The sequence below is a fragment of the Streptomyces sp. NPDC048352 genome, from assembly GCF_040651895.1.
GTDB lineage: Bacteria > Actinomycetota > Actinomycetes > Streptomycetales > Streptomycetaceae > Streptomyces.
The window spans coordinates 23,255-44,279 of record NZ_JBEZKZ010000040.1; the positions used below are offsets into that span (position 1 = coordinate 23,255).

Annotated in this window: 15 protein-coding genes; 14 read left to right on the forward strand and 1 reads right to left on the reverse strand. The window is 72.4% G+C overall.

Going from position 1 to position 21,025, the window contains the following annotated elements:
* Positions 1–48: 48 nt before the first annotated feature.
* The 3 genes from AB0D45_RS21030 to AB0D45_RS21040 all read left to right on the forward strand — a co-directional run bounded on the left by AB0D45_RS21030 (position 49) and on the right by AB0D45_RS21040 (position 4,824).
* Complete coding sequence (locus tag AB0D45_RS21030; protein WP_361610742.1) at positions 49–2,355, forward strand: UvrD-helicase domain-containing protein; 2,307 nt, start codon at positions 49–51, stop codon at positions 2,353–2,355.
* A 454-nt stretch (positions 2,356–2,809) separates the two neighbouring features.
* Positions 2,810–4,234: an NAD-dependent malic enzyme gene (locus AB0D45_RS21035; protein ID WP_361610744.1), complete on the forward strand. Its 1,425-nt coding sequence runs from the start codon at positions 2,810–2,812 to the stop codon at positions 4,232–4,234.
* Between the two features lie 308 nt (positions 4,235–4,542).
* Positions 4,543–4,824 (forward strand): HU family DNA-binding protein, encoded by a 282-nt coding sequence (locus tag AB0D45_RS21040; protein WP_007264399.1) that lies wholly within the window; start codon positions 4,543–4,545, stop codon positions 4,822–4,824.
* 136 nt (positions 4,825–4,960) lie between these two features.
* Here AB0D45_RS21040 and murA read toward each other — a convergent pair whose 3' ends face one another.
* Positions 4,961–6,298, reverse strand: a complete 1,338-nt coding sequence (gene murA, locus AB0D45_RS21045) for a UDP-N-acetylglucosamine 1-carboxyvinyltransferase (RefSeq protein WP_362461197.1) — start codon at positions 6,296–6,298, stop codon at positions 4,961–4,963.
* A 262-nt stretch (positions 6,299–6,560) separates the two neighbouring features.
* Between murA and AB0D45_RS21050 the strand changes: the two genes are divergently transcribed.
* From AB0D45_RS21050 to AB0D45_RS21100, 11 genes are all read left to right on the forward strand, one after another.
* Positions 6,561–7,121, forward strand: a complete 561-nt coding sequence (locus AB0D45_RS21050; RefSeq protein WP_361611437.1) for a YqgE/AlgH family protein — start codon at positions 6,561–6,563, stop codon at positions 7,119–7,121.
* Positions 7,122–7,150: 29 nt separating this feature from the next.
* Positions 7,151–7,435, forward strand: a complete 285-nt coding sequence (locus AB0D45_RS21055; protein WP_361611439.1) for a DUF3039 domain-containing protein — start codon at positions 7,151–7,153, stop codon at positions 7,433–7,435.
* A gap of 162 nt (positions 7,436–7,597) precedes the next feature.
* Entirely contained in the window at positions 7,598–9,274 is a 1,677-nt protein-coding gene (locus AB0D45_RS21060; protein WP_362461201.1) for a beta-N-acetylhexosaminidase, read from the forward strand.
* A gap of 380 nt (positions 9,275–9,654) precedes the next feature.
* The gene (locus AB0D45_RS21065) at positions 9,655–10,560 is read left to right on the forward strand and encodes an FAD binding domain-containing protein (RefSeq protein WP_362461256.1); all 906 of its coding nucleotides are present in this window, start codon (positions 9,655–9,657) and stop codon (positions 10,558–10,560) included.
* The gene (locus tag AB0D45_RS21070) at positions 10,557–12,707 is read left to right on the forward strand and encodes a (2Fe-2S)-binding protein (protein WP_362461204.1); all 2,151 of its coding nucleotides are present in this window, start codon (positions 10,557–10,559) and stop codon (positions 12,705–12,707) included. Before AB0D45_RS21065 ends, AB0D45_RS21070 begins: the two co-directional genes overlap by 4 nt.
* Before the next feature lie 50 nt (positions 12,708–12,757).
* Positions 12,758–15,061 (forward strand): xanthine dehydrogenase family protein molybdopterin-binding subunit, encoded by a 2,304-nt coding sequence (locus AB0D45_RS21075; protein WP_362461258.1) that lies wholly within the window; start codon positions 12,758–12,760, stop codon positions 15,059–15,061.
* 69 nt (positions 15,062–15,130) lie between these two features.
* A complete protein-coding gene (locus AB0D45_RS21080; RefSeq protein ID WP_361599831.1) occupies positions 15,131–15,598 on the forward strand; it encodes a DUF2563 family protein in 468 nt (155 codons plus the stop codon).
* Complete coding sequence (locus AB0D45_RS21085; protein WP_362461207.1) at positions 15,598–17,010, forward strand: hypothetical protein; 1,413 nt, start codon at positions 15,598–15,600, stop codon at positions 17,008–17,010. The genes AB0D45_RS21080 and AB0D45_RS21085 overlap by 1 nt, the downstream gene beginning before the upstream one ends.
* Before the next feature lie 50 nt (positions 17,011–17,060).
* Positions 17,061–18,218: a type VII secretion-associated serine protease mycosin gene (gene mycP, locus AB0D45_RS21090; protein ID WP_362461210.1), complete on the forward strand. Its 1,158-nt coding sequence runs from the start codon at positions 17,061–17,063 to the stop codon at positions 18,216–18,218.
* A gap of 41 nt (positions 18,219–18,259) precedes the next feature.
* The gene (locus AB0D45_RS21095) at positions 18,260–18,679 is read left to right on the forward strand and encodes a hypothetical protein (RefSeq protein ID WP_362461212.1); all 420 of its coding nucleotides are present in this window, start codon (positions 18,260–18,262) and stop codon (positions 18,677–18,679) included.
* Positions 18,680–21,016, forward strand: a complete 2,337-nt coding sequence (locus AB0D45_RS21100) for a hypothetical protein (RefSeq protein ID WP_362461215.1) — start codon at positions 18,680–18,682, stop codon at positions 21,014–21,016. It begins immediately after the preceding gene.
* The last annotated feature ends 9 nt before the right edge of the window (positions 21,017–21,025 follow it).

A 21,025-nucleotide genomic window follows, 5' to 3' on the forward strand; every position in this document is an offset into this window, starting at 1 on the left:
ATTCGCGTACGGTTGACGGTCGCCCATGCACGTCAGAAGGGGGCCTTGGTGGCCGCGCAGAATGCCGCTGTCGACAGCACGGCGGATTCCGTCCGCGATCGGGAGATCGCGGTCGAGCAGACGCATCTCGATCAGGTGTACCGACGCCTTGAGGAGAAGATCCACGAGGCCGAGTTCCTCATGAACGACGCCGCCCAGCGCGGCCAGGTCGGCACGCCCGGCGCGCTCGCCGAGCGCGACGCGCAGGTGTTCCGTGCCGGGATCCACCTCAACCGGCTCAACAACGAGTTCGAGGACTTCCTCTTCGGCCGCATCGACCTCGTCCTCGGCAAGGACGGGGAGCGCGGCCCGGACGGCGCGTACACCTCCGTCGCGCCCGCCGACGACGCGATCCGCGACGACCTCACCGCCGACATCGCCGAGACCCTGCACATCGGGCGCATCGGCGTACTCGACTCCGACTACTCGCCCCTCGTCATCGACTGGCGCGCCCCCGCGGCCGCGCCGTTCTACCGCTCGACCCCCAAGGATCCCGGCCGCGTCATCCGCCGCCGCGTGATCCGCTCCAAGGGCCGCAAGGTGCTCGGCGTCGAGGACGACCTCATGCGCCCCGAGGTCACCGCCTTCCTCGACGGCCGGGAGCTGCCCGCCATCGGCGACGGCGCGCTCATGGCCTCCCTCGGCAGGGCCCGTACGCACTCCATGCGGGACATCGTCTCCTCCATCCAGGCCGAACAGGACCTGGTCATCCGCGCCCCCGCCGCCTCCGTCGCGGAGGTGGCCGGCGGGCCGGGCACCGGGAAGACGGCCGTCGCGCTCCACCGTGCCGCGTACCTCCTCTACCAGGACCGCCGCCGCTACTCCGGCGGCATCCTGATCGTCTCGCCGACCCCGCTCCTCGTCGCCTACACCGAGGGCGTGCTGCCCTCGCTCGGCGAGGAGGGCCAGGTCGCCATCCGGGCGCTCGGCTCGCTCGTCGACGGGGCCGAGGCGACGACGTACGACGAGCCGGCCGTGGCCCGGATCAAGGGTTCCTCCCGGATGCTGAAGGTGCTCCGCAAGGCCGTCCGGGGCGCCCTGGAGCTGGGCGACGCGCCGGAGCGGCTGCGCGTGGTGGCCTTCGGCCGGCGCGTCGAGCTGGAGGCCCCCGAGCTGAACCGGATCCGGCAGAACGTGCTCGGCGGCACCGCCCCCGTGAACCTGCTGCGCCCGCGCGCCCGCAAGCTGCTCCTCGACGCCCTGTACGCGAAGACGGGCGCGGCGGGCCGGCACAGCGATCCGGAGCTGGCCGCCGAGCTGCGCGGCGCCTTCGACGAGGACATCTCCACCGAGGACGACTTCCTCGGCTTCCTGGACGCCTGGTGGCCGGAGCTGACCCCGCGCCGGGTGCTGGCCGCCATGGCCGACGAGCGGCGCCTGGGCCGCTGGTCGCGCCGGGACCTGAACCCGCGCGAGGCGCGCCAGCTGGCGCGGTCGCTGCGCCGGGTCGGGCCGGACGGCAAGGGGCCGCTGTCGGTGCACGACGTCGCCCTGCTGGACGAGCTCCAGCAGCTGCTGGGCGCGCCCGCGCGTCCCCGGCGCAAGCGGGAGATGGACCCGTTGGACCAGCTCAGCGGGCTGGAGGAGCTGATGCCCACCCGCGAGGAGACCACCTGGGAGCGGGCAGAGCGGCTCGCGGCCGAGCGGACCGAGTACGCGCACGTGATCGTGGACGAGGCCCAGGACCTGACGCCGATGCAGTGGCGGATGGTGGGCCGGCGGGGCCGGACGGGCACCTGGACGGTGGTCGGCGACCCCGCGCAGTCCTCGTGGACGGACCCGGAGGAGGCGGCCGCCGCCCGTGACGAGGCGCTGGGGAGGCGGCCGCGCAGGCGGTTCACGCTGACCGTGAACTACCGCAACCCGGCCGAGGTCGCCGAGGTGGCCTCCCGGGTGCTGGAGCTGGCGATGCCGGGCATGGAGCCGCCGACGGCGGTGCGCTCCACGGGCCTGGAGCCCCGGTTCACGGCGGCCGGCCAGGACCTGGGCGAGACGGTGCGGGAGGAGACCCGGCGGCTGCTCGCGCAGGTCGACGGGACCGTCGGCGTGGTCGTGGCGATGGACCGGCGCGCGCAGGCCGCGCAGTGGCTGGCGGAGCTGGGCGACCGGGCGGTGGCGCTGGGCAGCCTGGAGGCCAAGGGGCTGGAGTACGACGCCACCGTGGTCGTCTCCCCGGCGGAGATCGCGGAGGAGTCCCCGGCGGGCCTGAGGGTGCTGTACGTGGCGCTGACGCGCGCGACGCAGCAGCTGACGGTGGTCTCGGCGGCGGGCGACAAGCCGGGCGCGGACGGGGTGCCGGAGCTGCTCCGCCCCTGAGGCGCCCCGTACGGCCCGCGGCCAGGAGCGTGATCCGGCCTGGTCCGGGGCGCCGAACTCGCGCGAGGGGGATCGCTTCCGGCGATCCTTTGTTAGCCTGGTTACGACACCGGCTCGATCCAAGCCCCCGGGCCCAACCTTCGTCGCCTAGAGCGACCACTTGCCGCGAGGCGAGCATGGCGGGTCGGTGTCTTAGCTTCCTTTCGGTCGTCACACCAGGTCCGGGCCCTCCACGCGTGGAGGGCCCGGACCTGTTTTGTATCAACCCACCATTCCGGGCGCCCATAATCTCTCGTATGGTGGAAGAGTCTTTCCGAAATTTGTAGCTGGTTACCTTGTACCGGCTGGTAGGTGGGACGATCGGACAACAGGTCCTGCCGCACCCGCCCCGTCGGGCGGTGCCGCGCCGGACCCTGTGTACAGAAGAACCAGGGACAGAAGAGGAAACACGGCCATGGCAACGGCGCCCAGCGTCTCGTATTCGATGACGGTCCGCCTGGAAGTGCCCGCGAGCGGAACCGCGGTCTCCCAGCTCACCACCGCCGTGGAGTCTTCCGGAGGATCGGTCACCGGCCTCGACGTCACCGCCTCGGGGCACGAGAAGCTCCGGATCGACGTCACGATCGCCGCCACCTCCACCGCGCACGCCGACGAGATCGTCGAGAAGCTCCGCGGCATCGAGGGCGTCAGCCTCGGCAAGGTCTCCGACAGGACCTTCCTGATGCACCTCGGCGGCAAGATCGAGATGTCGTCCAAGCACCCCATCCGCAACCGTGACGACCTCTCGATGATCTACACCCCGGGTGTCGCCCGCGTGTGCATGGCCATCGCCGAGAACCCCGAGGACGCCCGCCGCCTCACCATCAAGCGCAACTCCGTCGCAGTCGTGACCGACGGCTCCGCCGTCCTGGGCCTCGGCAACATCGGCCCGATGGCCGCGCTGCCCGTCATGGAGGGCAAGGCGGCCCTCTTCAAGCGCTTCGCCGGCATCGACGCCTGGCCGATCTGCCTCGACACCCAGGACGCCGACGAGATCGTCGCCATCGTCAAGGCCATCGCCCCGGGCTTCGCCGGCATCAACCTCGAGGACATCTCCGCGCCGCGCTGCTTCGAGATCGAGGCCCGGCTGCGCGAGGCCCTCGACATCCCCGTCTTCCACGACGACCAGCACGGCACCGCCATCGTCGTCCTCGCCGCCCTGACCAACGCACTTCGCGTGGTGGGCAAGGCAGTTGGCGACGTCAAGGTCGTCATGTCGGGCGCCGGAGCGGCCGGTACGGCCATCCTCAAGCTGCTCCTCGCGGCGGGCGTCAAGAACGCCGTCAGCGCCGACATCCACGGCGTCGTGCACGCCGGCCGCCCCGACCTGGTGGACGCCGCCCCCGACTCCCCGCTGCGCTGGATCGCCGACAACACCAACCCCGAGGGCTACACCGGCACCCTCAAGGAGGCCGTGGTCGGCGCCGACGTCTTCATCGGCGTCTCCGCCCCGAACGTGCTCTCCGGCGAGGACGTGGCGGCGATGGCGGAGGGCGCCATCGTGTTCGCGCTCGCGAACCCGGACCCGGAGGTGGACCCGGCCGTCGCACGCCAGACCGCCGCCGTCGTGGCCACCGGCCGCTCGGACTTCCCGAACCAGATCAACAACGTGCTGGTCTTCCCGGGCGTCTTCCGCGGCCTGCTGGACGCCCAGTCGCGGACCGTGAACACCGAGATGATGCTGGCCGCCGCGACCGCCCTCGCCGACGTCGTCGGCCAGGACGAGCTGAACGCCAACTACATCATCCCGTCCGTCTTCAACGACAAGGTCGCCGGAGCCGTCGCGGGCGCCGTCCGCAAGGCCGCCCAGGCCGCCGCTGTGACGGGGCCCACGGCCTGATCCCGGCGCGTCGCGGGATGCGGGCCCGCCGGGGCGCCTCTAGGGTTGCGGGGATGCCCGCGTGGCCCGCGGTCCGCATCCGCCGGCGCCCCTGGTTGCGGACGGAGCGTCACCGAGGCGTGACTGTGGCGCTTTTCGTGTGACCCTGGCGGGTGCCGGATTGGCTTTCCCGCCGCTGGTGGGGGCAGGATGCGTAACCGGGCGAGAGGGTCTGACGTTCAGACCCGGGTCCGGGGACTGTCCTAGGGCCCTGGCAGCATCGGCTTCGATCTCACGCCTCTAAGGCAAGTTGAACACGGGAGTACAACATGAACCGCAGTGAGCTGGTGGCCGCTCTGTCCGAGCGCGCCGAGGTGACCCGCAAGGACGCCGACGCCGTTCTGGCCGCGCTCGCCGAGACCGTCGGCGAGATCGTCGCCAAGGGCGACGAGAAGGTCACCATCCCCGGCTTCCTGACCTTCGAGCGCACCCACCGTGCCGCTCGCACCGCGCGCAACCCGCAGACCGGCGACCCCATCCAGATCCCGGCCGGCTACAGCGTGAAGGTCTCCGCGGGCTCCAAGCTCAAGGAAGCCGCCAAGGGCAAGTAGTACCGCCCTTGTGCCGAGGGCCGCACAGGCCCTCGGGACGGCAGTGGTACGTAGAACGGCCGAGGGCGGCCACCCCGTACGGGGTGGCCGCCCTCGGGCCTTTCCAGGGCCCCTCAGGGGCCCTGGACGGTGATCGTCAGACCAGGTCGCCGTTCGGCAGCTCGACCTTGGCGCCGAGCTCCACGAGCTTCTCCATGAAGTTCTCGTAGCCGCGGTTGATCAGGTCGATGCCGTGCACGCGCGAGGTGCCCTCGGCCGCCAGCGCCGCGATCAGGTACGAGAAGCCGCCGCGCAGGTCGGGGATGACCAGGTCGGCGCCCTGCAGCTTGGTCGGGCCGGAGACGACGGCCGAGTGCAGGAAGTTGCGCTGGCCGAAGCGGCAGGCGCTGCCGCCCAGGCACTCCCGGTACAGCTGGATGTGCGCACCCATCTGGTTGAGCGCCGAGGTGAAGCCCAGCCGGGACTCGTACACCGTCTCGTGCACGATCGACAGGCCCGTGGCCTGCGTCAGGGCGACGACCAGCGGCTGCTGCCAGTCGGTCTGGAAGCCGGGGTGCACGTCCGTCTCCAGCGCAATCGCCTTCAGCGGGCCGCCCGGGTGCCAGAAGCGGATGCCCTCGTCGTCGATCTCGAAGGCGCCGCCGACCTTCCGGTACGTGTTCAGGAAGGTCATCATCGAGCGCTGCTGCGCCCCGCGGACGTAGATGTTGCCGCCGGTCGCCAGGGCCGCGGAAGCCCACGAGGCGGCCTCGAGGCGGTCCGGGAGCGCCTGGTGGTTGTAGCCGCTCAGACGGTCGACACCGGTGATCCGGATGGTCCGGTCGGTGTCCATGGAGATGATCGCGCCCATCTTCTGCAGTACGCAGATGAGGTCCTCGATCTCCGGTTCGACGGCGGCGTTGCTCAGCTCGGTCACGCCCTCGGCCAGTACGGCCGTCAGCAGGACCTGCTCGGTCGAACCGACCGAGGGGTAGGGCAGGCGGATCTTGCACCCGCGCAGGCGCTGGGGGGCCTCCAGGTACTGGCCGCCCTCGCGCTTCTCGATGGTCGCGCCGAACTGGCGGAGCACGTCGAAGTGGAAGTCGATCGGCCGGCCGCCGATGTCGCAGCCGCCCAGGCCCGGGATGAAGGCGTGGCCGAGGCGGTGCAGCAGCGGGCCGCAGAAGAGGATCGGGATCCGGGAGGAGCCCGCGTGCGCGTCGATGTCGGCGACGTTCGCACTCTCGACGTAGGTCGGGTCGAGGAGCAGCTCGCCCGGCTCCTCGCCGGGGCGCACGGTCACGCCGTGCAGCTGGAGCAGACCGCGAACGACCCGCACGTCACGGATGTCGGGAACATTGCGCAGCCGGCTCGGCTCGCTGCCGAGCAGGGCGGCCACCATGGCCTTCGGCACGAGGTTCTTCGCACCGCGGACACGGATCTCGCCCTCGAGCGGGCTTCCGCCGTGGACAAGCAGGACATCGTTGCCGGTCATGGATCTCGCGTTCCGGAGTGGATGGGCAGGGGACCAGTCGTAAGAGTAAGGGCCACCACCCCCTTGTTTGTATGGGTGACGGGGCCGTAAAACTGTCATGAATGCGGCACAACACCCAGGGTGTCCGCCAGGTAGCGGAGTGTGGCGTTCCGGCATGTGGGACGCCGCGCGCTCCTCTCTGCCGCAGTGCGCCCTGAGCTGCGCGTGATCCGTTTCGACCGCCCGCTCCCCCCGAAGGGCGAATGTGCGAGATCATGTGCCCATGACCGAGGTGTCCTCCCTCACAGGGCGGCTGCTCGTGGCCACCCCCGCCCTCGCGGACCCGAACTTCGACCGCGCGGTGGTGCTGCTGCTCGACCACGACGAGCAGGGCTCCCTCGGCGTGGTCCTCAACCGGCCCACGCCCGTGGACGTCCGCGACATCCTGCTGCCGTGGGCCCCGCTGGCCGGCGACCCCGGGGTGGTGTTCCAGGGCGGGCCCGTCGCGCTGGACTCGGCCCTGGGAGTGGCGGTGATCCCCGGCGAGGAGGGGCCGCTCGGCTGGCGCCGGGTGCACGGCGCCATCGGCCTCGTCGACCTGGAGGCCCCGCCCGAACTGCTCGCCGCGGCCCTGGGCTCCCTGCGCATCTTCGCCGGCTACTCCGGATGGGGCCCCGGCCAGCTGGAGGACGAGCTCGGCGGCGGCGCCTGGTACGTCGTCGACTCCGAGCCGGGCGACGTCTTCCACCCCGACCCCGAGCGGCTGTGGCGGGCGGTGCTGCGCCGCCAGCGCAGCGACCTCGCCATGGTCGCCACCTATCTGGACGACCCGTCGCTGAACTGACCCCGGCGCCGTTCAGTACCCTGGTTTTTATGAGCACTCTTGAGCCCGAGCGCGGGACTGGTACGGGGACCCTCGTAGAGCCGACGCCGCAGGTGTCCCACGGCGACGGCGACCACGAGCGCTTCGCCCACTACGTCCAGAAGGACAAGATCATGGCGAGCGCGCTCGACGGCACCCCCGTCGTCGCGCTCTGCGGCAAGGTGTGGGTCCCGGGCCGCGACCCGAAGAAGTACCCCGTCTGCCCCATGTGCAAGGAGATCTACGAGTCCATGGGCGCCGGCGGCGACAAGGACAAGGGCGGCAAGGACAGCTAGCAGGTCCCGGCTCCGCCGGACGAAGGCCCCCGGGCGCACGCGTGCGCCCGGGGGCCTTCGCCGTCCCCGGCGGGCGGGTTAGGGTCGGCGCGACGACCCGGCACCCCGCGGAACGGGCGTTGCGAGGGGTGCCCCAGGCTGGCTGCCGCGGAGGGCTGACGCATGGACCTGATCCCGCAACCCCGGAACGCCGTTCCCGACCCGGAGGGACGCCGCTACACCTTCGGCCCCGAGCCCGTGCTCGACGCCGGGCCCGGCGCCGGGGGCGTCGCGCGCTGGCTGCGCCGGGAGGTGGGCGCCGCCACGGGGTGGGAGCTGCCGCCGCCCGGCGCGGGAGCACGGGACGACGTACCCGGTGGTGCGCGGGGCGGCGTACGCGGCGACGTACGGCTGCGCGTCGCGCCCGGCGGAGCGGACGGGCTCGGGCCGGAGGCGTACCGCCTCCGCGTCGGCGCCGACGGCGTGGACCTGGCCGGCGGCGACGCGGCCGGGCTGTTCTGGGGCGCCCAGACGCTGCGTCAGCTGCTCGGCCCCGAGGCGTACCGCAGGGCACCGCTGCGCCCCGGCCGCCCATGGAGCCTGCCGTACGCGGACATCACCGACGCCCCCCGCTTCGGATGGCGCGGCATGATGCTCGACGTCGCCCGGCACTTCATGCCCAAGGACGGGGTGCTGCGCTACATCGACCTGCTCACCGCCCACAAGCTGAACGTGCTGCACCTGCACCTGACGGACGACCAGGGCTGGCGCGTCGAGATCGAGCGCCACCCCGGGCTCACCGGGACCGGCGCCTGGCGGCCGCGCAGCCGGTGGGGCCACCGGGCCTCCCCGCGGTGGAACGAGACCCCGCACGGCGGCTACTACACCCAGGACGACATCCGCGAGATCGTCGCCTACGCGGCGGAGCGGCACGTACGGATCGTCCCGGAGATCGACCTCCCCGGGCACTCGCAGGCCGCGATCGCCGCCTATCCCGGACTCGGCAACACCGACGTCGTGGACACCGCCGCGCTCGGCGTGTGGGACGACTGGGGCATCAGCGAGAACGTCCTCGCGCCCACCGAGGACGTACTGCGCTTCTACGAAGGGGTCTTCGAGGAGGTCCTCGGCCTCTTCCCGCCGGAGGTCTCGCCGTTCGTGCACGTCGGCGGGGACGAGTGCCCCAAGGAGCAGTGGCGGGCGTCGCCGGCCGCCCAGGCGCGCATCCGCGAACTGGGCGTGGACGGCGAGGAGGGGCTCCAGGCCTGGTTCATCCGGCACTTCGACGGCTGGCTGGCGGAGCGCGGCCGCCGGCTCATCGGCTGGGACGAGATCCTGGAGGGCGGCCTCGCCGACGGCGCGGCCGTGTCCTCCTGGCGCGGGTACGCCGGCGGCATCGCCGCCGCCGAGGCCGGGCACGACGTGGTGATGTGCCCCGAGCAGCAGGTGTACCTGGACCACCGTCAGGCGGACGGCCCCGACGAGCCGATGCCCATCGGGTACGTGCGCACGCTCGAGGACGTCTACCGCTTCGAGCCGGTGCCGCCGAAGCTGTCGCCGGAGGCCGCCGCGCGCGTCCTGGGCGCCCAGGCCAACGTGTGGACCGAGGTGATGGAGAACCAGGCCCGCGTCGACTACCAGGTGTTCCCGAGGCTGGCCGCCTTCGCGGAGACGGTGTGGTCGCGGCTGCCGGAACCGGAATCCCGTGACTGGGCGGGCTTCGAGGCGCGGACGGCCGCCCACCGCGCCCGCCTGGACGCCCTCGGGGTCGACTACCGGCCACCGTCCGGACCGCTGCCCTGGCAGCGGCGGCCGGGGGTGCCGGGACGCCCGATCGAGGGCACGCCCCCGATCGTGTGACCCGGGTGCGCGGGGGGCGCTCCGGCGCCACCCGTCCGGAAGCGGAACTCTTCGGAAACCTGCGGAACTCTCCCCCGAATAAGGCCTATACGGACGAAAACGGACGTTCGGCTCATGGTGTGCGGGTGGCGCCCGGCCCCGCACGCACGCCGCACCCCGGCTGCGTCCGGGCGGCACCGGTGCGCGGGCCGGCGCCCGGTGCGCGGGCGACCCTCGCGCCGGGCGGTCCCGAAGATGTGCCAGAGTTGCCACGTCCCGGCGGTGAGCACGTACCGTACGGCGGACAGGCGTGAGCGCCGGGACCGGGACATCGGGAAGGGGCAGCCGGGTTGACCACGCACGCACCGCACACACCGCATTCGGCTCAGGAGCCGCACGCACTGCATTCGGCTCGGGGGCCGCAGGCGGACCGGGCGGCGCAGTCCGTGACGCTGCCGGCCTCGCTCGACGAGGCCGTCGCGGCACTCGCCGCCATGCCCGCGGCCGTGCCCGTGGCGGGCGGCACCGACCTGATGGCCGCCGTCAACGCCGGACTGCTGCGCCCCGCCGCCCTGGTCGGCCTCGGCCGGATCAACGAGATCCGCGGCTGGCAGTACCAGGACGGGCACGCGCTGCTCGGCGCCGGTCTGACGCACGCCCGGATGGGTCGGCCGGATTTCGCCGCTCTGATCCCGGCGCTGGCGGCGGCCGCCCGGGCCGCGGGCCCGCCCCAGATCCGCAACGCCGGCACCCTCGGCGGCAACATCGCCTCGGCCGCGCCGACCGGTGACGCCCTGCCGGTGCTGGCCGCGCTGGAGGCGGAGCTGGTGATCGTCGGCCCCGGCGGCCTCGGCGACTCCGGTGTCGCGCAGCGCGAGATCCCCGTCTCCCATCTGCTGGCCGGGCGCGACATGCTGCGGCCGGGCGAGCTGATCGGCTTCGTGCGGGTGCCGCTGCTGCACGCGCCGCAGGTGTTCCTGAAGGCCACGGGGCGTACCGGGCCGGGGCGCGCGGTGGCGTCCGTGGGGCTCGTACTGGACCCCGCGCGCCGCGGCGTGCGGTGCGCGATCGGCGCGGTGGCCCCGATGCCGCTGCGGCCGCTGGAGGCCGAGCAGTGGGTGGCCTCGCTGATCGACTGGGACGGGGACCGCAGCCTGGCTCCCGAGGCGCTGGAGGCCTTCGGCGAGTACGTCGCGGCCGCATGTGTGCCCGACCAGGGGGAACCGGTCTCCTCCGGTGTACTGCATCTGCGGCGGACGGTGGCCGTGCTGGCGCGCAGGGCCCTGGGGAGGGCGCTGACCTCATGAGCGAGAACGAGAACATGAGCGGAACGACGGGGAACACGGGGCACGACGGCAACACGGGGCACGGCGCCGGCGCGGGGAACGGCTGGGGCTGGGAGCCGGTGCCGCAGGGCGGCGAGTACGACAACGAGGCCACGGCCTTCGTACAGCTGCCGCAGGAGATGCTGGACGCGCTCGACAGCGGGGAGCCGCTGGCGGCGCCCGGGCACGGCTTCGTGCCGCCGCCGATGATCGTGCCGCTGGGGTCGGCGAGTACGGACCCCTCCGCCACCGGGACGTGGACGATGCCGGTGCAGTGGCCGGAGGCCGGCTCGGGGGCCGGTACGGGTGCGGGGGCGGGCCCGGGGGCCGGCACCGGGCCCGGGGCCGGTGCCGCCGCGCAGGCGGCCGGCCGGACGCCGATCCCGGCGTCGATCCCGCTCCCGGCGTCGGTGGCGGCCGCCTTCGCGGCGGCGGCGGCGGGGGCGCGGGACGCGGAGGCCGAGCCGCGCGGCGGGCTGCACGGGGAGCCGCAGGGCGGGCTGGGCGGCGGGCTGCCGCAGGGCGGGGCGCACGGCGACCCGCAGGCCGGCCCCTACGCCGGGCCGCACTCCGACCGGGATTCCGGCTCGACCGCCGAGTGGCACTTCCCCGAGGCGGTGCACCACTCCGAGGATGCGATGGCCACGGGGCAGTGGACGCTGCCCGGCGGTGCGGGCGACCCCGCGCTGGACGGCGGGTGGGGCCAGGCCGCCCCGGCGACGCTGCCGGGCGGGGCCGCCGCGCCCTGGGCCGCCCCGTCGGACGCTCCTTCGGTCGCGCCCGAATCGCCGGAAGCGGGTGAGGCGCGGGACGCCGGCGCCGGGGTGCTGCTGAGCTCCGGCGTGCTCCCGGGCGGGGTCGCCGGCGCTCCCGGGGGCCCGGGTGCCGCCGGACGCGGTCCGAGGGTGCTGGGCGGGCCCGGGGTCGGCACCCCGCTGCCCGAGAGCTACCTCCAGGCCGGGCCGGAGCCGGAGGCCGTGCCTCCCGCCGCCCCCGACATCGACGCCGCCCATGGCCCGGCCGGGATGCCGGACGAGGGCCAGCGGCCGCGTCCGGTGGAGGGCGCCGGCGCGGAGGGTGCCGAGGGCGCCGGACGCGGCTTCGAGCAGACCCCGGCAGCCGCCCCGGCCGAAGCGGAGGCCGCGCCCGTGCCGGGTGACGGCGGTGCCGACATCGGTGTGACACCTCCGGGCGAGGGCGACACCGGGAGTTTCCCGGCCCAGGGGGCGGCGTACGAAGAAGACGGCACCCCCGCCGTCGCCCAGCACGAGCATCCGGCGGCTTCCTACGTCCTGCGCGTCAACGGCGCCGACCGGCCCGTCACCGGCGCCTGGATCGGCGAGTCCCTGCTGTACGTGCTGCGCGAGCGCCTCGGCCTGGCCGGCGCCAAGGACGGCTGCTCCCAGGGCGAGTGCGGGGCCTGCGCGGTGCAGGTCGACGGGCGGCTCGTCGCCTCCTGCCTCGTCCCGGCGGCGACGGCGGCCGGCAGCGAGGTCCGGACCGTGGAGGGCCTCGCGAGCGGCGGGGAACTCTCGGACGTGCAGCAGGCGTTGTGCAGGTCGGGCGGGGTGCAGTGCGGGTTCTGCGTGCCCGGCATGGCCATGACCATCCACGACCTGCTGGAGGGCAACCACGCCCCCAGCGACCTGGAGACCCGCCAGGCGCTGTGCGGCAACCTCTGCCGCTGCTCGGGCTACAAGGGCGTCATCGAGGCGGTCCGCGAGGTCGTCGCGGAGCGCGAGGCGAGCGCGGCGCAGGCGGCGGGCGCCGAGGCGCTCATCCCGCACCAGGCACAGCCGGGCGAGGGCGGCATCCACGGGACGGCCCACGGGACGGACGCCTTCCAGGCCTTCGGCGCGGACCCGGGCCCGGGCGGGTTCGAGGGACTGAACGGACCGAACGGACACGGCGGATCGGCCGGACCGGACGGACACGGCGGACGGACCGGACTCGCCGAACACGGCGGATACGGCGAACACGGCGGAACCGACGGGCACGGCGTACCGAACGGACTCGCCGAACACGGCGGATACGGCGAACACGGCGGAACCGACGGGCACGGCGGACTGACCGGACCCGGCGGACCGGACGGACACGGCGCGGACCAGCACAACGGAGGCATGGCGTGAGCGGGCAGGACGCGGCCACGGCGACGGCCGGCACCACCACGACCACCACCATGGCGACGGTCGGCCTCGGCACCGACGGCGACCCCGAACAGCCGCGCCCCGTGCGCGGAATCGGCGTCTCCGTCCCCTCGGCGGACACCCGCGCCAAGGCCGAGGGCACCTTCCCCTACGCCGCGGACCTGTGGGCCGAAGGCCTGCTGTGGGCCGCCGTGCTGCGCTCCCCGCACGCCCACGCCCGCATCCGCTCCATCGACACCTCGGCCGCCGCCGAAATGCCCGGCGTGCGCGCCGTCATCACCCACGCCGACGTGCCCGGCGCCACCACGCACGGCCGCCGCATCGCCGACCGGCCGGTGTTCGCCCATGACGTCGTACGCCACCACGGCGAGCCCATCGCCGCCGTCGCCGCCGACCACCCGGACACCGCACGCCTCGCGGCCGCCGCCATCACCGTGGAGTACGAGCTCCTCGACGCCGTCACCGACCCCGAGCAGTCCTTCGGCGCCCCCCCGCTGCACCCGGACGGCAACCTGATCCGCCACATCCCGCTGCGCTACGGCGACCCCGAGGCGACGGGCGAGGTGGTCGTCGAGGGCCTCTACCGGATCGGCCGCCAGGACCCCGCCCCCATCGGCGCGGAGGCCGGCCTCGCCGTGCCCCGCCCCGACGGCGGCGTCGAGATCTACACCGCCTCCACCGACCCGCACACCGACCGCGACCTCGCCGCCGCCTGCTTCGGCCTGGAGCCGGACCGGGTCCGGGTCGTCGTCACCGGCGTCCCCGGCGCCACCGCCGACCGCGAGGACGCCGCGTTCCAGCTGCCGCTCGGCCTGCTCGCCCTGCGTACGGGCTGCCCGGTGAAGCTGGCCGCCACCCGCGAGGAGTCCTTCCTCGGCCACGCCCACCGCCACCCGACCCTGCTGCGCTACCGCCACCACGCGGACGCCGAGGGCCGCCTCGTCAAGGTCGAGGCGCAGATCCTCATGGACGCCGGCGCCTACGCCGACGCCTCCGCCGAGTCCCTCGCGGCGGCGGTCGCGTTCGCGTGCGGCCCGTACGTCGTCCCGCACGCCTTCGTCGAAGGCTGGGCGGTCCGTACGAACAACCCGCCCTCCGGCCACGTGCGGGGCGAGGGCGCCATGCAGGTCTGCGCCGCCTACGAGGGCCAGATGGACAAACTCGCGGCCGCCCTCGGCATCGACGGTGCGGAGCTGCGCCTGCGCAACGTGCTGGCCACCGGCGACCTCCTGCCCACCGGCCAGACCGTCACCTGCCCGGCACCGGTCGCCGAACTCCTGCGCGCCGTCCGAGACTTCCCCCTCCCGTCGCTCCCGAAGGACACCCCGGAGGACGAGTGGCTGCTGCCCGGCGGCCCCGAGGGCGCGGGCGAGCCGGGGGCGGTGCGGCGCGGGGTCGGCTACGGCGTGGGCATGGTCCACATGCTCGGCGCCGAGGGCGCGGACGAGGTCTCGACCGCCACCGTGAAGGTGATCGGCGGCGCCGCCACCGTCATCTGCGCGGCGGTCGACACGGGCCAGGGCTTCGCCACCCTCGCCCGCCAGATCGTCCAGGAGGTCCTCGGCATCGACGAGGTGTCGACGGCCCCCGTCGACACCGACCAGCCGCCGGCGGGCCCCTCGGCCCACGGCCGCCACACCTGGGTCTCCGGCGGGGCCGTCGAACGGGCCGCGAAGATGGTCCGTACGCAGCTCCTCCAGCCCATGGCGCACAAACTCGGCATGTCCACGGAGCTCCTGCACATCGCGGACGGCCGGATCACGTCGTACGACGGAGCCTTCTCCATGACGGTCGCGGAGGCGATAGAGGGCAAGGAGCTCTGGGCGACCGCCCAGTGCCGCCCCCACCCCACCGAACCGCTGGACGCGGACGGGCAGGGCGACGCCTTCGTCGGCCTCGCCTTCTGCGCGATCCGCGCGGTGGTCGACGTGGACATCGAGCTCGGCTCGGTACGGGTCGTGGAACTGGCCGTGGCCCAGGACGTCGGCCGCATCCTCAACCCCCGCCAGCTGGAGGCCCGTATCGAAGCGGGCGTCACCCAGGGCGTGGGCGCGGCCCTGACGGAGAACCTCCGCTCGGTCGCGGGCCTGGTCCGCCACCCCGACCTGACGGGCTACGCCCTGCCGACGTCCCTGGACGCCCCGGCGGTGCGCATCGTCCGGCTGGTCGAGGAACGCGACGTGGTGGCCCCGTTCGGGGCGAAGGCGGCGAGCGCGGTCCCGGTGGTGACGACCCCGGCGGCGGTGGCCTCGGCGGTCCGCGCGGCGACGGGCCGCCCCGTCAACAGGATCCCGATCCGGCCATCGGCGGCGGTGGCCGCGGCGCCCAACTCGTAACGTCTTGGGGCCTGTCGGCGCCGATCGTTAGAGTGGGGCGAACGGGGACGGGGAGTCGGGGGAGGCATCATGGCGGTGGACAACGGTCCGGGGCTGCTGGGGGTGAACGTCGCCGGCGGCCTGGCGGCGGCGGTGGCGGCCCAGGCGAAGGCGCTCGAGGTCGAGTACGAGTCGCTGACCGACTACAAGAACCGGGTCGACGCCCTGCTGAAGACCCTGGACGGCTCCGAGGCCGACGCCGGGAAACTGGCCCACGGCACCCTCCCGGCCGGCACCCTCGGCCAGGGCTTCGCGGAGGCGGACGCGCTGTTCAAGGCGTACACGACGGTCCACAGCGAGCTCCAGAAGCTCTCCGAGGGCCTCGCGGTCCAGATCGAGGCGCTGGGCATCGCCATCCTGACGGCGGGCAAGGGCTACGGCGGAGTGGACGAGGAGACGCAGGCCCGGATGCGGGCGCTGATCAAGCGCTCGAAGGACGACTACGTCAGGGACCGCGACCCGTTGGAGAAGACCGGCGCGGCGAAGGGCACGATCTGATGGCGACGACGAACTTCGAGGGCTACTCGCACGAACAGCTGCTCGCGATGATCGCGTCCCTCGACCCGGAGACGGTCAAGGCGCGCGGCACGCAGCTGACGCAGGCGGCGGCCGCCATCAAGGACATCGGCGAGAGCCTCAAGAAACACCAGGTCAAGGGCTGGGAGGGCGAGGCCGCCCGCGCCTTCCAGGAGTGGGTGAGCCGCGCGGGCAGCGCGACGCTGCTGCTGAGCCAGTACAGCGAGGCGGGCGGCAAGTGGATGACGGAGGCCGCCCAGACGATGGTGGAGGTGAAGGCCAACACCCCGAAGTACGACACGGCGGCGGCACAGAACCTGGAATCGGCCCGCAAGTACCACAACGACCCGGACGCACAGCAACTGGGCCAGACGGCCCACACAAAACTGACGACGGACCACGCCCACGCGGTACAACAACTGACGAAGCTGGCCCAGTCGTACGAACAGTCGACAACCCAAATGACCACAACCCCGGCCCCGACGTTTCCCCCGCCGCCGGGATATTTTGCTCCGCCGGCAGCGATCCGGCACGGTAGCTACCTTGCTCGATCTGGCGGCGGTGCCACAGATGCTGGCTCGAGCGGCTCTTCCTTCGAGGCTGCTGCGCCCACATACAGTGGCCGCCCGAGCGAGGGCAGCCATGTGACAGCCCGTCCGCTGCTGCCGGACAACACCACTGCCCTCACACCAGGGACGACGGTGACGCCGGTCAATCTGGACCGCGGTGTGAACGTGGACCTTGACCACGTTTCTGCCTATCCGGACAAGACGCTGCCGTCGGCCAATGGTCTCCCTGTCGGTCCCGGACCGAGCGGACCTGGCGGCAACCCTCCCATCGGGCCGGTCCCGCCTGTGGCCTTTCCGCCGCATGTCGGTCCGCCGGGCCTGGGTGGCGGCCCATTGCCGGGCACGCGTCCGCCCGTTGCCATCGGAGGCAAGATCGGCGGTGTTCCTGTCGTACCCCCGCGCGACTCCGGAATCGTAGGCGGCCGACCAATTTCTACCGGTGTACCGAACGCTGGGATCCCACGAGGCACCGTCATCGGCGCTGACGGTCCCCATGCCGGAGGTCGCCCCGGGCCCGGAATGATGGGTGGGGGTTTCGGCGGCCCGCATGGCACTGCGGGTGGCCCGGCTGTTGGTCGGCGAATGGCGATGGAGCCTGGCGGTGTTGTCGGTGGTCGCCAGGCTGCGTCTGGTGGTCAGCCGTTCACGCAGGGCGGTTCCGGCCTCGTCCGTGGAGCGGGCGTGGGAGCAGTAGGACATGGCGGTGCTTCCCAAGCCCCGAGCACGCGGCGCACAGACCATGGCGGCGGCCGCCCCGACTACTTGGCCGAGGACGAAGAGACCTGGCAGGGCAACCGTCGTGTTGTGCCGCCGGTGATCGACTGAGCGGAACGGACGTTGCACGAATGCGCATGCGGAAAGCCACTTCGGCCCTAGTGGGTCTGCTGCTGGTTGGGGTTGCCATCACCCCAGCCCACGCCGAAACGGTGCGCTCCAAGCAATGGCACCTCGACGCCATGAAGGCCGACGATATGTGGAAGATCAGCACGGGGAAGGGTGTCACCGTCGCAGTGATCGACACAGGCGTCGCTCGCATCCCCGAACTCGAAGGGCAGGTCCTGCCCGGCGTGGACTTCGCTCCGGACACGATCGAGGGTGATGAGCGCACTGACTACGAGGGCCATGGCACAACCATGGCTGCGGTCATCGCCGGCAATGGCACAGGGCCTGGGGGGGTGGACAGCGCCTTCGGCCTCGCTCCGCACGCAAAGATCCTGCCGCTTCGTGTCGATCTCCACGGCAATGGCATCTCCCGGGACACGACTTTGAGGGACGCCATCCGCTACGCGGCAGATTCGAATGCCAAGATCTTGAATATCTCAATGATCGGCTGGCCTGATTCTGAGGAGCTGGCCAGTGCCGTGAAGTACGCGCTCGAAAAGGGAAAGCTGATCTTTGCGGGTGTCGGCAACGAAGGTCATGACGAGATCTACTTTCCCGCCGGGACTCCGGGAGTGGTAGGCGTCGCGGCCGTTGACGCCAGTGGCGCGGCGACCAAGGAGTCGCAGCACAACACCGCGGTGGACATCTCCGCGCCCGGGAGCGAGATCGTCTCCGCGTGCAGCGGCGGTACGGGCCTCTGCACAGGCCACGGCACCAGTGACGCCACCGCCCTAACATCGGCCTCCGCCGCGCTGCTCTGGTCCGCTCATCCCACCTGGACCAACAACCAGATCCTCCGCGTCCTCCTCAACACCGCCGGCAAGCCCGTCGACGGCGTCGAGCGCAACGACTACATCGGCTACGGCGTCGTCCGCCCCCGCATCGCCCTCCCCACCCCCGGTGACCCCGGTCCGGCGGACGTGTTCCCCTTGCCCGACCTCGCCGCCGCAGCGGCCAGCGCCTCGGCCGGTCCCTCGACCGGGGGAAAGATCACGCCGTCCCCTGCGCCGCAGGCCGACGCTGCGGTAGACAAGGACAACGGCAAGGGCAACGGCAGCGCGCTGCCCTGGATCGCCCTGGGCCTGGGGGCCTGCGTACTGATCGGCGGGGCCGTAGCCGCAGTCGCCGTACGCCGAAAGAACAGCCGCTGACCTGATCAGACCGACACCGTCACGGGAGTGGAGCGCACCGGATGTCCTTCGAAGAGGAATGGTCCGCGGCTCGCGCCACCGCCGCGGCCAACATCTCCATGCGCCTCGACCAGGCCGCCCCGGCGGCCCCCGGCGGCGGGGCCGACCTCGCGCTCAACCAGGACCACATCGGCGCCGTCGGCACCGAGGCCCACACGCTGCACTCCCGCCTCCAGGCCGACGGGCGGCACGCCGCCACCGCCTCCGCCGACGCCGCCGGCGCACTGTCGAGGGAGGGCTTCGCCAGCGGTGGCGCCCTCGCCAGGGCCAACACCCGGTGGGAAAGCCAGGTCAAAACCCTCGTCGCCGCCTGCGCCCAGATCTCCAACGGGCTGAACTACTCGCTCTCCTCCCACGCCAAGGAAGAGCAACGGCTCTACGCCGAGTTCACGACCTCCAAGATCGACGAATACCTCAAGTAGGTGCCCGTGCTGACGTACGAGAACGTCATGAACGCCCCGGTCGACAAGCTCGCCACCGCGATCCGCGACTGGAAGGCCATGGTCACCAAGCTGGAGGAGCTGGCCGAGGCCGCCCGGGGCGGCATGAAGGCCAAGTCCGACAAGGCCGAGTGGAGCGGGGTCACCGCAGGGGTGGCGCGGCCGTTCGTGGACAAGACGGCCAAGGAGTTCGAGGAGGCCGCCAAGGCGGCCAAGGGCATCCACCGGGCGCTGGCCCAGGGACACGACACCTTCAGGTCCTCCCGCGACCGGCTGAGGAAGATCACCGAGGAGGAGGCGCCCGCAGCGGGCTTCCGGGTGGACGCGAAGGGGAAGGTCGAGCCGTTACCCCTGGCCACGGAAGCCGACCGCCACGCGGCCCGGCACGACCCGGACTACCAGGAGTCCCTCCGCGTCAACCGCCCCCTCTGGCAGGCGAAGATCGACGCCGCCGTCGACGCCTGCGACGACGTGGACCAGTCCCTCGCCCGTCTGCTCAACGCCAACGTCGCCGAGGACCACAACTTCAGCGCCCCGAAGTACGCCGGCCTCACGGCGGAACAGGCAGGCCGCGCGACCGCCCTCGCGAGGAAGGGCCGGGACCTCTCCCACACCGAGCTGGCGGAACTGAACGAGCTGCTGGCCGACAACGCGAAGAAGCCGGAGTTCTCCACCACCTTCTACGGCAACCTCGGCCCCAAGGGCGCGCTCCAGTTCTTCGGTTCCATGGCGACCGACACCGGCGCTCGCGGCTTCGACGAGCAGCGCCTCAAAGACATCCAGGACCTCCAGAAGAACCTGGGCCTCAACCTCGCCACCGCCACCGACCCGGACAACCCGCAGCACCTGCCGGACCGGTTCGCGCAGGACCTGCGGCGCCTGGGAACGGAGCGGATCCCGCTCTCCGCGCACGACGGCAACCCGCCCTTCGGGTACCAGCTGCTCGGCGGAATCATGCGCTACGGGAACTACGACCGGCGCTTCCTGGTGCCCATCGCGGACCATGCGGTCCAGGTCCAGGAGAAGGACAAGAACTTCTTCTTCCAGAACAAGCCGATAAACGGCTGGACCCAGACCCAGTTCAATCCCTCCGGCGGGAGCGGCGCGGGCTTCGACCCCGTGAACAGCTTCCTGGAGGCGCTTGGACACAGCCCGGAGGCCGCGACGGAGTTCTTCAAGCGCGACGGTTCGGATCTGGTCGCCTACAACCAGGACGGCACGGTCAAGGCGGGCGCGCCGAACCTCGGCAAGGACGTCACGAACTACCTGGACTACTTCGCCCGCGAGAAGTACGCGAGCCCGACCGACTCCAACGACCTGGACGCGAAGGGCGTGGCCGCCGCGAAGCAGTACATGCCCGACGCTCTGGGTCACGCGCTGGAAGCGGCGACGCTCGGGCACGCCTGGGACGACGCAGCACCGGGGCTGAAACGGAGCGAGGACACGGCGGAGGTCATGGAGGCGGTCGTCGCGAAGTACGGCGGCGACGCAGGGCTGCTCAAGCATCACGAAGCTCTCGCGGACAGCCTGGGCCGGATGACGGCCGGATACATCGACGACGTCAACTGGGCCCTCAGCGGGGACGGCAAGGACGGGGTGTTCGCCCCTCCCGAGCACGCAAGGGACGGCCACATGGAGCTGGACCGCGAGAGCGCGCGCGACCTGATCAGCGCTCTCGGGCAGCACGCGGATCCGTACGCCACGCTGACCACCGCGGAACGCGTCTACGGCGCCACCGTCCTGGAATCACAGGGCTTCCACGACGGTCAGGTCGACGAAGGGCGCGCCTTGGCCACGCTCTCAGTCACGGCGGAGTTCCAGGGGGTGCTCGACGACTCCCGTGCCAGGCAGCTCGGCGCGGAGGCGGAGAAGCAGAACGAGGCGTTCGAAAAGGCCGTCGAGCAACGCAGCGCGTGGATCGAGTTCGGCACTTCGGCGGCGATCGGCGGCGCTGTCGCGCTGCTGCCTGCGACGATCGCCGGTGCCGGAGTGGCAGCGGTAGCCGTGCCGATCGCCATCGACACGGGGAGCGGTGCAGTGGAACAGGCTGCCTCGTCGGCGATCACCGAGTGGTCGGACAAGGCAGTGGAGAAGAAGAAGGACGAAGTAGACGATGCCACGCACGCCGCCACGAAGGCGATGTACCAAAGCGGGGAACGCAGCGCCGAGACGCCGCTCAAGCAGTTCCAGGAGCGGCACGGAATCAGCGATACGAGTGTGCTGGGCAACGGCCTCAAGAAAACGGTGCGTGACGGGTACACGTCCGGCATGTCCCGGTCCGCTCAGCAGGGGCACGCAGCACAAACGGAGGCTCCGTGAGGTCCGTAC